Annotated in this window: 14 protein-coding genes and 1 pseudogene; 8 read left to right on the top strand and 7 right to left on the bottom strand. The window is 48.3% G+C overall.

All coding sequences use genetic code 11. The features are described from left to right. Positions 1-12 precede the first annotated feature (12 nt). From MRJ96_04840 to MRJ96_04850, 3 genes are all read right to left on the bottom strand, one after another. Positions 13-774: a gamma-glutamyl-gamma-aminobutyrate hydrolase family protein gene (locus MRJ96_04840; GenBank protein ID MDR4500767.1), complete on the bottom strand. Its 762-nt coding sequence runs from the start codon at positions 772-774 to the stop codon at positions 13-15. 60 nt (positions 775-834) lie between these two features. Next, entirely contained in the window at positions 835-1,218 is a 384-nt protein-coding gene (locus tag MRJ96_04845; protein ID MDR4500768.1) for a hypothetical protein, read from the bottom strand. 91 nt (positions 1,219-1,309) lie between these two features. Beyond that, positions 1,310-1,813, bottom strand: a complete 504-nt coding sequence (locus tag MRJ96_04850; protein MDR4500769.1) for a hypothetical protein — start codon at positions 1,811-1,813, stop codon at positions 1,310-1,312. Between the two features lie 262 nt (positions 1,814-2,075). Here MRJ96_04850 and tatA point away from each other — a divergent pair. Then, positions 2,076-2,201, top strand: a pseudogene (gene tatA, locus MRJ96_04855) (twin-arginine translocase TatA/TatE family subunit). A gap of 748 nt (positions 2,202-2,949) precedes the next feature. Then, the gene (locus MRJ96_04860) at positions 2,950-3,672 is read left to right on the top strand and encodes a HEAT repeat domain-containing protein (GenBank protein ID MDR4500770.1); all 723 of its coding nucleotides are present in this window, start codon (positions 2,950-2,952) and stop codon (positions 3,670-3,672) included. A 104-nt stretch (positions 3,673-3,776) separates the two neighbouring features. Here the strand turns inward: MRJ96_04860 and MRJ96_04865 are convergent, their stop codons facing one another. Continuing rightward, complete coding sequence (locus MRJ96_04865) at positions 3,777-4,418, bottom strand: response regulator transcription factor (GenBank protein ID MDR4500771.1); 642 nt, start codon at positions 4,416-4,418, stop codon at positions 3,777-3,779. Positions 4,419-5,010: 592 nt separating this feature from the next. Between MRJ96_04865 and MRJ96_04870 the strand changes: the two genes are divergently transcribed. Further along, a complete protein-coding gene (locus tag MRJ96_04870; protein ID MDR4500772.1) occupies positions 5,011-5,391 on the top strand; it encodes a response regulator in 381 nt (126 codons plus the stop codon). A gap of 167 nt (positions 5,392-5,558) precedes the next feature. Next, the gene (locus tag MRJ96_04875; protein ID MDR4500773.1) at positions 5,559-5,831 is read left to right on the top strand and encodes a hypothetical protein; all 273 of its coding nucleotides are present in this window, start codon (positions 5,559-5,561) and stop codon (positions 5,829-5,831) included. Between the two features lie 60 nt (positions 5,832-5,891). On the opposite strand, the gene MRJ96_04880 is transcribed toward MRJ96_04875, so the two are convergent. Then, positions 5,892-6,596: a Crp/Fnr family transcriptional regulator gene (locus MRJ96_04880; GenBank protein MDR4500774.1), complete on the bottom strand. Its 705-nt coding sequence runs from the start codon at positions 6,594-6,596 to the stop codon at positions 5,892-5,894. 210 nt (positions 6,597-6,806) lie between these two features. On the opposite strand from MRJ96_04880, the gene MRJ96_04885 reads away from it, so the two are divergent. From MRJ96_04885 to MRJ96_04900, 4 genes are all read left to right on the top strand, one after another. Then, entirely contained in the window at positions 6,807-7,325 is a 519-nt protein-coding gene (locus MRJ96_04885; protein MDR4500775.1) for a hypothetical protein, read from the top strand. A gap of 604 nt (positions 7,326-7,929) precedes the next feature. Beyond that, positions 7,930-8,952: a methyltransferase domain-containing protein gene (locus tag MRJ96_04890; GenBank protein ID MDR4500776.1), complete on the top strand. Its 1,023-nt coding sequence runs from the start codon at positions 7,930-7,932 to the stop codon at positions 8,950-8,952. A gap of 156 nt (positions 8,953-9,108) precedes the next feature. Next, entirely contained in the window at positions 9,109-9,624 is a 516-nt protein-coding gene (locus MRJ96_04895; GenBank protein MDR4500777.1) for a DUF3015 domain-containing protein, read from the top strand. Between the two features lie 22 nt (positions 9,625-9,646). Next, complete coding sequence (locus MRJ96_04900) at positions 9,647-11,563, top strand: DUF4105 domain-containing protein (protein ID MDR4500778.1); 1,917 nt, start codon at positions 9,647-9,649, stop codon at positions 11,561-11,563. A gap of 93 nt (positions 11,564-11,656) precedes the next feature. Here the strand turns inward: MRJ96_04900 and MRJ96_04905 are convergent, their stop codons facing one another. Both MRJ96_04905 and MRJ96_04910 read right to left on the bottom strand, forming a co-directional pair. Next, positions 11,657-12,229: an outer membrane beta-barrel protein gene (locus tag MRJ96_04905; GenBank protein MDR4500779.1), complete on the bottom strand. Its 573-nt coding sequence runs from the start codon at positions 12,227-12,229 to the stop codon at positions 11,657-11,659. Between the two features lie 241 nt (positions 12,230-12,470). Continuing rightward, the gene (locus MRJ96_04910; GenBank protein MDR4500780.1) at positions 12,471-12,812 is read right to left on the bottom strand and encodes a TRL-like family protein; all 342 of its coding nucleotides are present in this window, start codon (positions 12,810-12,812) and stop codon (positions 12,471-12,473) included. Positions 12,813-13,045 lie beyond the last annotated feature (233 nt).

Genomic DNA, 13,045 nt, shown 5'->3' on the forward strand with positions numbered 1-13,045 from the left:
ACGGTATTCGCTTTAGGCAGATTGAAGGACGCGCGTGCGCGCAAAAGCTTTTGCGGCTTTAATCAGCGCGAAAAACAGGCTTTTTTGGATGGGGTCGTTTTTGTAGAGGAATTCCGGGTGCCACTGGACCCCAAGCAAAAAGGCATGATGAGGAGACTCAATGGCCTCGATCACTCCATCGGGAGCCAGAGCGCTGGTGAGTAATCTAGACGGGACTTTTTTCACTGATTGGTGATGTGAACTGTTCACTCGAATCTTGAGTTTACCCACGATTCGGTGCAGCAGGGTTCGTGGAGTAATCGTAATACCATGAGCCTTCTTCGTGGCTGATCCAGGTGGCAAGTGAGCAATCTCTTTGGAATGTTGGACGGCAATGTCTTGGATGAGCGTCCCGCCCAACGCCACATTGATAGACTGCATGCCTCCGCAAATGCCTAGTGTCGGAACCTGCCCACGGTAAGCCAACCGACTGATCCCGATCTCCAGATCGCTTCGTTGCTTGCTCATCTGCCGAAACGGCACACATTGCCGTTCCCCGTATATTTCGGGGTCCAGATCCGATCCGCTCCCTGTGATGAGCAATCCGTCTACCTGCGACAAGAGCTGCTTTTGACGAGCTTGATCCCCGACGAGTGGAAGAAGAATGGGAAGCCCACCGGCATCTTCGATCGCTTGCGTATACCGGGCTCGAAGAAAATAGGTGGGCTCCTTTCCGCCCATATCTTCACGGTCACCCGGATTGTAGTCTGGTGTGATCCCGATAACCGGTTTCATCGCGGCATTCCTTTCATGCGCGGCAGTTCCGACAGGCCGTTCAAGTCGTCGTTGCCTGACTTATTGCTCATCTTCATACGGAGAAACGCCATAAAATCTGACAGCTTCGTCCCCTCTTAAGTGTGCCGGAGTAATGATGTATGTCCCGTAAAAACTCGGCTCCCATACCGTTTGGGCTGTTTCAAGATCGCCGCCCGTCAAGACATAGGTAAAGCCGCCGACAATCCCCCCTAATGTGGCGTAGACTAATTTTAATGGGAAATACACCAAACTCAGCAGACCACTCCCGATGCCTAAACCCGCTTCTTCTGCGGGACTAGACTCTTCTTCGGCTAGGGTCACTGCCGGCTGAACAATCATCAGAACAGACACTAAGAGAACGATCAACATCGGAACCCTACGTCGGCCATTCATTTGCCGGAGTGAAAGACAGTGCATGTTCATGGGGTATGCCCCTCCTTGCTAGGCATGAAAGATAAAATCAGTGAACGTGGATGATAAGGATATTCGTCAATCATAATACTCGGATACGGTACTAACAGTTGCTGAGGGTATTGGGAAGGCCATTCGCCTCGACCGCCGCATCTTGCGAGAAAATTGCCTGAATGTCGAGTTCTTCTAACACGTGTTGTTTAATAGATTCCGCTGTATGGCGTGATAATTCATCAAGCTCCTGAACGAGACGATCACGACCAACCGTGGTGTTTTCCTGGTGAATGCCCTGTTGAATGGCCAGTTGCAACTTCGTCAAACACACCTGCTGAGCGAACAAATCTTTTGCCCGCGTCTCACTTTCATGTCGGCTCTCTTCTGGCAGTTGAGCCAGCATATTCTCCAGCCATGTGGAAAACTGAAGAGATTGCTGAATTCGCTGGAACTGCGACTCCTCCACATCGACGACAACTTGAACTCCGCCCTTCCAGCTACGTTTTTTGACATTAAACACACATTGTATAACTTGGAGTGAGCCGTCCACATACTCAGGTCCATAAAAGAGCGTAATACGGTATGCTGGCACCCGTGAAGAAGGTTTAGACATCGATTTCGAATTTTATCATGAACACGAGGAAATACAATTGATAACTCTCCCTATTTCCATATAGGGTTGTCGACTTTGGTGCCTCCCTGAAATTCTTTCACTCATCACCGTAATCCCAATGTCGCTGATATATGCTTGTTCCTTCTTACATCCAGGATCTGTGACTGTAAGTCGGGTTGACACCCTGCGGGCACGAAAGATAGAGTTCTAAAGAAATCAAGAAGATGCGTACGAAGCCTTCATAAAAAGGATTACTTACCAAATGTTTGGAACTATGGGATTTTCAGAACTGATCATCATTCTGGTGATCGTTCTGATCATATTCGGGGCCGGTCGGCTCCCCCAGATTGGGGAAGGTGTCGGAAAGGCTTTAAAAGGATTTAAAAAAGAAGTGAACGACATTCCACCCCCAGTCGATCCATCTACAGAAAGTCCAGAAGCTGCTGCTCCTGCCGTTGATCCAAACATACAAGCGCAAACCCCGCCGGCGGGTCCTCCTTCTCCAACGCCACAGGCTCCGCAATCCAATCAGCCCTATCAACCCGGGCCTGAACTCACTCCAGGGACAACCGCGGCTCTGTTGTACAAAGGCGCTGGGCCGGAAGCCGTGCAACCCAAAGGTGCGCCGCAAGCTCAAAGTGCAGCCTCTCATGTGCCTCCCCCGGTCACGATGGAACAGAGAGCCACGGCACCTCCGACAATGTCAGCGCCTCAATATCCTCCACTACCGGCATCGGCTCAAGCAAAACCCATGGCCAAACGACCATCCGCGATCGTCAATAAGAAAGCGGTGGCTCGGGTCCAGGCTCAGCAAGCCGCCCTGAAAGCCAAGGCCAAACCCGCGGTCGCTCCGGCCCCGCAAGACATGCAAACACTCGGGGAGGGGTTGGGTAGTGCTATACGAACGTTTAGAGACGCGGCATCGGATATTAAGAACTCCATCGACCCTGAAATGCGAACGATTCAAGCTGAACTGGAAGCTGCTGAGAAGGAAATGCAAGAGACGATCGAGACAGCCAAGCAGCCCGTTCTCCCCAAAGAACCTCCCTCAACGACTTAATTTCTACGAGATCAGGGTGCCCCCTTTTCCACTCTTCTCCTTATGGCTTTCTACGGTTCTATTGACAGCGATAACCATGAGCTGCTCTAGCGAGCCTACCTCGCATGATAGCGACTCCGTGGTTCCGATCCTAATGGAGTTGTTGGAACATGATCCTGATACCGACATGAGACGGACCGCGGCTTTATCACTTGGGAAAGTAGCCGACTCCGATGGCATTCCTGCATTACGTTCAGGGCTAAAAGATTCAGACTCCCTGGTTCGAGAATACAGCGCCTGGGCGCTGGGACAGTTGGAAGAGGAACTTCCTCAAGATGCCGCCCTCGACCTCATCATGGCTCTTGGCGATCCGGCAGTAAACGTGAAACAGACGGCAGCAGCCTCTCTGAGAAATGCCGTACCCCAAAAATCACTTTCGAACCTTCTCAAACAAGTTCTTGCTGTATCGGAAGTTTCAACCAGGCGAGCCGCCGTGCAGGCCATGGGGGAGCTTGAACTTCACTCGGCCTATGGCGCCTTTCTTCTAGCCGTGGAAGACCCGGACCCTCAAGTCCGTCAATACGCCATCGCGGGGCTCGGAGAACTCTCCGATGATCGCGCACTCGTCATCTTTAGAAAGGTCTTACTGAATGATCCTGATGAGGGTGTCCGCTCGGAAGCCGCCTATCGCTTAGGCATTCTCGGAAACAAGAATGACGTTCCCGTACTGAAACAAGCCATGACGAACGACCCCACTCCAAACGTCCATCTATGGGCAACCTGGGCACTTAAAGAACTTACCGCAAGCCCAGATACTTGAAACACGTTCCAGCTCTCCATAATTCATTTTCTCTCAATTCCTCTGAGGCTGAGCCAGGAATATCGCAATGGTTCAAGCCGACAACGATCAAAAAACGTGTTGGATTATGATGAGATCGGATGGGATAACGGTATGGTTTTTTTGATGGCTTGTAATTGAGGGACGATTTCTTTTTCAAAGCAATGGGGACAAACGCCATGACTAAATTGCACTTCGGCACGGTCTGAAAAATATTCTTCCAACTGTTGCCAGTAATTTTGATCATCCCTGATCTTTTTGCAATAACTACAGATTGGCAGAAGGCCTTGAAGTTGCTTGACTTCGGACAGAGCTTCCTCAAGGCGATGAACTCGATCGTCCAGCTTTTCCTGAAGGGACAGAACCCGGAGGCCAACGCCAACCCGAGCTCGTAATTCTTGCAAGTCGAACGGTTTGGTCATGTAGTCATCGGCTCCCGCTTCAAGCCCCTGGACAATATCATCTCGATTTCCCTTCGTGGTCACTAATACTAGGTATAGAGGACGAGCATCTCTGTTGACATCCTTGAGGGCGCGACAGATCTCAGGACCATTCAATCCCGGCATGACCCAATCGAGGATTCCGATCGTGGGTTGTGTGGCGTTTTCAAGAAATGCCATAGCCTCACAGCCATTGTCATATTGAACGACATTTTGGCCAAACCCAGTCAGCGAGCGGACTAACAGGGCTTGTGTCACCGGATCATCATCGGCCACGAGTATGGTCATTTGGTAAATTTCCAGCCTGAAATTTGATATACTGACTTGATGATTCGCTCCCCGAATTAAGTAAACATCGTAAAACGATTTTCCTTATTTATCGGCGATTTTTGGCATCACTAAAACTCATGAACCGCGTACAGCTACTGAGATACGGGTTAGAAATAGCGCTTTGAATGTTGAACCACAATGATCACTGGCGTAGAATTGGGCACTTCAAAGCTCCCAAACAACAGACGGAAGCCCTTAAACTCGTGACTCTAAAAGATTTCATATATTGGATAGTGACCTTGGGCGTGATCACGTTTCTGACGAGCTGTGCGTCAAGCCCAAGCCAGTGGTATCGAATTGGAGCGACAGCCCAGGACTTCGAACATGATCAGCAGGCCTGCAATGAAGCTGTACTCAGTACCGGAACGACCAGTTTAAATGCTAGCGTCTACTCATTTGAAGAATGTATGGAGAGAAAGGGTTGGACTATTCTTAAACCCTGAAATGCCCTGTTCGTTCAGATCCCCCAAAAGGGGGATAGATAATACCGCTCACGGTTGTTCATGATAGTGCTGAGAATTATGAAGAAGCATGATTGATTGTGATGGGGATGATGAAACGAGTCCTATTAGTAGATGACAATAATGATTCCCGTCGAGCCCTTCGACTGGTACTAGAATCTCAAGGACTTGAATGCATAGAATCTGTGAATGGTGCAGCCGCGTTAGAATGGCTAGATGCGGATAATGCAGATTTGATCGTTACAGACAACCAAATGCCTGTATTAACAGGGCTGGAGTTCATTGAACGCCTTTCCGCCAAACCTTCATCAACCCTTCCTCCCATCATTTTCCTGAGCGGAAATTTAGATGAATCCGACAAGGCTAGAGCACGTCACGCTGGAGCCTATGCTATTTTGAATAAGCCCTGCAATTTCAGCGAATTTCTTTCTGTCGTTTCTCTCGCTCTCGACCAGTCTTCCTCCTCATAACATCTAAGTTTTACTACCGCGCCTTCAACACTGGGTACCTCGTCTGAGGTATTTCTACATTCAAGTCCTCCAATGTAGTCTACCTAAAGACGGGATGACGGTTTTTCACCGCATACACTCCGTTCTAATCATCAACCATCTGTTCTCATTCGAAAGAGGGTACCACCATGATTAAAATATTTTGCGGCATGATTCTCGGATCACTTTCCACGATGATGTTATTAGGCGGTGCACCGGTCGCTGAAAAAGTACTCCAGAATGCACAGGCGACATTCGGGACACCAACCTCACAAATGAGTCCCGCCCTGACAATATATCTTCTTGCGTTTCTCGCCATCTACATCATTTATTTTGCAAACTCCATGTTGAGACAACATCAACAAACCGACTTAATCATAAAAAAGTTGCGTCGGATCAGTTCGAACACTGCCTCCACTTGAGCTCTTTTCATCAAGCTTGAAATGGGAGACAGGCAGAGGGTTCTTCGACCCGGCATGAGGTTATCGAACTCTGGCAAGTTTCTCTTTATCAAGAATCTGGATAGAGCGGCGCGCTTGCTTGAGCAATCCGCGTTGGGCAAATTGCGTCATGAGTATACTGACTGTTTCTCGGGAAGTCCCGATCAAATTCGCTAAGTTTTGATGAGTCAAGCGAACCTGCAACCAGACAGCACCGTTCTCCATTACCCCCATAGTCTCGCTTAACTCCAAGAGAAGCGAGGCAAGACGAGCAGGCGCGCTTTTAAAAACCAAATCGCCGACGCGCGTTTCCAGCTGCCGCAAACGACCACTCATAAACTTGATCACTTTCCCTCCCACTTCCGGATACGTCTTGAGGTATCGATCGAAATCACTTCGCTGGATTTCACAGACCATGACTGGCTCGAGCGCTTCCACTATCGACTCCCTTGGGGTCGCATTCAGCACTTCGACCTCTCCAAATATTTCACCCGGTACCAGTATAGCGATCGTAACCTGACGCCCCTCATGACTCATCTTGGAGAGTTTCACTCGACCTTTTTTTAACATGTAAACCTGTTCGCTCGGTTCTCCGGGAAGGTAAATAGGCTCGTTTTTCCGATAGTCAACCATCCGAGTAACACGCTTCAGCTCTCGGAGTTCCTGCCAAGATAACCCAGAAAATACGTTGATATTTTTCAGGTACCAGAGCTTTTTAGATTGGGAGGTATTAGTCGCGATTTGCATAAGGATTACAAGACGAGAGTATATCAACGCACCACAAATGCCCGCCAGCTCTAACCATCGCAAAATAGCCGTATCAATAGACTGAACAAGCCGTCAAGGAATGTGACGGAACAGAACGAAAATCTCCACCATTTCTGATGCACCCCGCCAGAAGCATTGAGTTTTTCAGACAAAAATCCGATGAGATACGCAGTAAGGGATTCTTACGCCATGGATATTTCGCCCATTGCCCTAACCATTGATTCAATTCCTCAGCTTGCTGAGACTCGCTTCAGCCGAACCACGGCTGACCATAGATCGACCTCTTCTTCCTCATCTGAGGAGGAAACGGCCGAGCTCGACAAACTTCGAGCCCGAGACAGGGAAGTTCGCACCCATGAACAGGCCCATGCTGCAGCCGCGGGAGGACATGCTAAAGGTGGTCCTAACTTCACCTTTCAACGAGGATCCGATGGAAGGTTATACGCGGTAGGAGGTGAAGTGAATATCGATACCTCGCCAATCGAGGGGAATCCGCAAGCGACGATTCGGAAAGCTCAGCAAATCCGATCCGCCGCATTAGCGCCTGCCGACCCATCGCCACAAGACCGTTCAGTGGCAGCCTCGGCTTCTGCACTTGAGGCACAAGCACGACGAGAGTTGCGTGAAGAAAAGGAAGAAAAAGAGCAAGATCAACAAACACACGACCCTGCTAATTTGACAAGACTCCGGATCGATCTGTTCGTCTAAATACTTTCCATTAGCCTTCTTTCAATAGACAGTCTCAATTTATTCCACGTTCCCTGCCTGAGTGAATTTTCGCACTGATCTTTCTGTCAGTCGACTGACTCTTTTCAGCTCGCTCAACTTAACCACTGACGTCGCCATTTCCCTTACCATTCTACTGTTAATTCATTGTCATGATTTACCTAGTTACAATTCTCGATGTTCTCGGTCCATACCAAAATTGTCATCTGAACGGACTAGGAATAGCTTGCCCACCATAGGGCATCACTTGACGAAAAACGTACCGATTCTTTTTGTAGAAAATGTCATCGTCAGAACCCCCATTCGTTCCGGAGCTTGGGAGACAAGCCGATTCTTTGGGAATATTTCTACAGCCTTCTGGCAAACGTTTTGCTTATCAAAATAAAACTATAGCCGTTAAAAAAGCTCCCTGACGTTTGAGCTGTAGGATCGCGAAGAGTGAATTGATTTCCACCTACTGGAACGTATTTAGATTCGTGATAGTTTTTCCAATTTCAACTTCGCCCCCCCAAAAGCTATCTGTTTTGTCTCGCCTCATTCACGTAAATTGTTTTTTCACCACTTTGAACCATTCCAGGAATGATCTATGAACATCGTCGCAAAGATGAAACAGGATTGGGATCGCCGCGCCAAACATCATACTCGCTTTTGGATCGCCACCGAGGACTTTCAGAACGAAGAGGTCTTCGCGCAGTCGGGACTCAGGACTGCTGAAGCAATCTTGGCAACGCTCGGTTCATACACGAGCACAACGTGGAGGGTGTTGGACATTGGATGCGGGATCGGAAGGGTATTAAAACCCTTATCGCCTCACTTTCGACATCTCACTGGAGTAGATGTTTCAGCGGAAATGATCGCGAAAAGCAAGACATGGCTTACAGACATCAAGAATGTTTCAACGTTTGAGACGTCCGGCGTTGATCTGAGCCTTTTTCCATCAAGAAATTTTCATCTCGTCTATTCATACGTCGCATTCCAACACATGCCCCGACCTGTGTTTGATCGGTATGTAGAAGAAATTAATCGCGTGCTTACGCCAAGAGGCTTTCTGGTCTTTCAACTACCGATCGGCCGACATCAAGACGCGCCGCTTGAAGATACGATCGCGGTCCGCTCTTATGAATATGAGGAACTCGAGCAAAAACTCAAAAAAAATGGATTTGAGTTGATTGAAGCGACTGAGCGGGATCGATCGTCTTTACCTAGCATGGCACGACAGAATAACTTTCATGGATTCTTCCTGGCTCAAAAAACCTCAACCATTCGTCCCGACATCAACGTGAGTTGGATTCAATCGGAATGTCGAGAACATGCGTCCTTTCTTGACACGCATATGTACCTGTCTTTCGCGGAAAGATGCCTCGATACGGGTGATACCGAGGAAGCCATCCAAACGTATGAACAGTTACTCAACCACAACCCTTCCAGTTTGGAAGGCTGGCTGCAGCTCACACGAGTCTTTATCCATCTTGGGAAACTCGACCGGGCCGTTTCCACTTTAACCGCCTTGACCCAAATCCATCCCACCTATGACGCCGGACATCGCACCTTGCAAGAGCTCCAAAGAAAATGCCGTCAGATCGAAGGTGCCGTGCGCCCCATTAGTTAAACCGGTTCAGGAAACATCGACCGATTCAATGACACAGCACCATTTGCTCTTTCTCGTTTTTTGTCTTTTCATAGGGAAAACTTCTGCTATAATCAGGATCATCCCAGGCCCATGAAGGGCTGAATTCATGATAACCATTAACGGAGGAGGGCGCGTATGAGTAAAAAGTTATCGATGATGTGCTTGACATGTGTGCTATCGCTTGGAATCACGGGGCTCGCGTTCGGGAACCCACCTAACAGTGGTCCCGGATGTGGGTTAGGACACTTAGCTTGGTCAGGTAGCAGCGCCAACCAGAATGCCATAGGCATTCAAGTACTCATGGCTACCACGAATGGTACCTTTGGAAGTCAAACTTTCGGAATAAGTACGGGGACCTCGGGCTGTACGAACGACGGCACCATCGTCATGAAAGAAAAAGTTAACGTCTTCGCGGCTGTCAACTTCGAGAATCTGTCACAAGAAATGGCGCAGGGCAAGGGCGAGCACTTAGCGTCGATGGCCACACTAATGGGAATCCCTGAAGAACATCATGCCGAGTTCTTTTCCCTGACTCAGGAGAAATATTCGACATTGATCAAAGGTGGTGAAACAAGCCCGAAAGCCGTGGTAAAAGCCTTACATGATTCGATGGTTGCCCATCCGGTTCTGGCAAAGGTCTCAACTCCATAATCCTTTCAGGGCCCGGGTTTCTATGCTTGGGCCCTTTTTTCTCCTCTCTGTCATCTTCCTGACTTTCTTGGTGTTCCATCCGAGCGACTCCCTGGCAACAAGCAAGTCCTCATACCTTCAAGAACTCCAACAACGCGCCATCGACACTCGCTTGTATGACCAACGCTACTGGCATCTCCTCTTACACTATCGACCGAACGTATTTGGCGGTTTTACCAGTGAAGTCGATGACCCTGACTTTTTCATGTCCCAAGAGGGCAAAACCGACCCCAAGGCGGAGTTATTGGCGACGCTCCATCAGTTCTTTTCGCCTGAGGCGGTAGGGAGATCGCAACAACCCGCACAATGTGCGTTTATTGCCCGCTATTCTTGGTTGAAGAAAATATTAGAGTTTAACGACGAAAGGCTTCCGCCTCTCGAATGCCCACGTTTTACATCTTGGCTCACTGAACTGAACCCGGAAAAAATATCGCTTATTTTTCCGTCAGCATTCATGAACAATCCAGCTTCGATGTTTGGGCACACATTTTTGAGAATTGATCAAAAAGGCCAGACCGAACATACGCGCATTCTGGCCTACACGATAAACTATTCGGCTGAGGTCCCACCAGATGCAGGGGTCGAATATGCCTGGAAAGGGATTTTTGGAGGTTATAAAGGGTTTTTTTCGACCTTCCCGTATTACATGAAAGTGAAAGAATACGGAGACATTGAAAATCGGGATATCTGGGAATATACGTTGTCGTTCACTGATGACCAAATCCACGCTTTACTGATGCATGCCTGGGAACTCGGCAACGCGTATTTCGACTATTATTTTTTCAAGGAAAATTGCGCTTATCACATCCTGTCTTTACTCGAAATAGCCGATCCCTCTTTGCACCTCCTGGACCAATATGTTTTCTGGACCGTTCCAGCGGATACCATCAGAGCCCTCACCAAATACGAAGGCTTGATCGAAGACATCACCTATCGTCCCGCGAAAAGCACGCAAATACAGCGTAAACGAGAAACGTTAACCGACGGCGAACGAACCTGGCTCGAACGAATCACTGAAGACCCAACGCGAGTTCACGAACCGGAATTTCACGCGCTGCCGCAGAAACAACAAGTTTTTCTCATGGATCTTGCGTCAGACTACTTGCAATTCAAAAGTCTGGGGCGCAATGAAGACCAGCAACATTACAGGCTCCTCAATCAGTCCATATTGTCAGAGAGAAGTACCGTGAGGATCCCTTCACCACCCTTCATCGTACAACCATTCACGACTGCTCCCGAAACAGGACACGGTACCTCAAGAGCAGGCATTGGAATGGGGTGGAGAGAAGACGAATTTTTTGAAGAATTTACTCTACGGGCAGGATATCATGACCTGCTTGATCCAGACGCAGGATACACCCGGGATGCGCAAATCGAACTACTGGCGGCTTCATTTCGTCACTACGAAAAACGCAACCAATTTCGACTGGAACAATTTACCTTTGCCAATGTTGTTTCACTCTCCCCCATCGATGCATTCTTTCATTCCCCTTCCTGGAAATTGAATATCGGGATGGAAACGATCCGCTTTAAAGAATGCAAGCTTTGTAGCAATGGGAATTTGAGCGGGGGAATCGGGGCTGCGGCCGAGACCCAACTGCTCAATCGAGAGGTCTATTTTATATTCGCCGATATTGACGCGAACGTCAGCAAGGCATTCGACGATGATTATCGCATCGGCCCCGGCACAACCGCTGGCGTTGTGGTTCATTTAACTGACGATTGGAAAACATTGCTTTCTACCGGATATTTTTATTATCCGCTGGGGGACCAATCTGATGATTTCAGAGTGTCAGTTGGGCAGCGTTATACGCTTCGTCAGAATTGGGCAGTACGCGCCGAATATAACCACCGAGATCACGACAATGAAGTCATGTTATCACTCCAGGCATTCTTCTAATATGGATACCCCCGCCCCATCGGTTCTCACAGGACAAACCCGTTCTCTTTGGAGTAAACCTTGATAGGGATCGGAAGCACGAATGGGGAACGCTTAAAACTGAATCCCAATTCCTCCGATTACATATTGAGAACGAAAATCGACTGAAAGTTGCTTCCAATGATAGTCAGCATGCACGAATTTATATTCTCCAAAGAAAAATATTTTCTCGCTGACATCGACGTGAAGCCCTGCCAAAAATTGATACCCCATTGTGATGGCGCCTTCAAAGCTTTTATCGTTTCTATCCTGGATTTTGGCGTTCACCAGTATGCCGCTCGACGACCCTCCTCCTATCCCAACATAGGGCCGTACCTTCTCGCCGGGATAGCGGAGAACAAGGTTTACCATAGAATGAAGGACGATCAGATCGGCCTTCGACCGGCTCATGTTTCCTGGCGATTGGAAACGGATATCGCCATTGTTTCCACTATACTCCAGTTCGATTCCGAGCATTCTTCTCGTAAAATCAGGGAACACTCCGATTTTCAATCCTCCTCCAAGTCCATTGCCGAGAGATGAGTTCAGTCCTCGCGTTCCATCTATCCGTATATCATGCCCTGATTCTTTAGGAATACTGACCAAAGCATAGACCCCCAAATACATATCAACCTCATCGAGCGCCATCAGTTCTGCTGGAGAACAAACGACCAAGATTCCAAGCACAAACAAAAGTATTTTTTTTACAAACATGTAAGAAGGAAGAGACTGTAAAACATCTTAGCCTTCCAGGGGAACACCCTGGTAGGTTTCCCCCCAAAACATCCTCGACTAACTTAACAAAAAAGGCCCCACCGATATTGGATCGGTGAGGCCCTTTCTAGCCTTCCAAAGAAAGGCTCTTATGAGATACATAAAAACTCGAAACTTAATTCCCTCTGGCGACGGTACACAGTTGAGTATAAACTCCCCAGACAACGTGCTTGAGTTCATAGTTGATATACACAAGCTTGCTGATGCCTCCGTCAGCCATAGCTGATTCTACCGTATTATCGCCATGCGCAATAATTCCGAGGATCTGGTGGCTACACGATTTTCCTGTTTTTGATGGGGCAACTCCATTGTCTAAAACCTGAGTTCCACCTTTTACATCTGAATAGATACCAGCCATGGCAAATGAAGCACTTGGCTGATTAAGCGAACCAATACCACATCCGGTCAATGTGAGCGCATACAAAGCAACAGCTAAAAGAGCGAGTCCTCTTTTCATAAAACCTCCTCATTGCTAACGGTTGTACATGATGAAATCTTCCTGGCTTAGCCCCATACACCTACCGTACTTCCTCTAACATGTCAAGAAAATAAGGATGGCTCAGTTTTTTGAATAGCTCAATAGAGCGCTCATCATTCCGGAATGCAAACGGCAATCAGGACACGACACTCTTTGACATCATATGCGTACCCTCTTAGACGCTTTCATTTCGGTATTGCGCCCTGACCATG

This window comes from Nitrospirales bacterium (assembly GCA_031315865.1).
In the GTDB taxonomy this organism is placed as follows: Bacteria; Nitrospirota; Nitrospiria; order Nitrospirales; family UBA8639; genus JAGQKC01.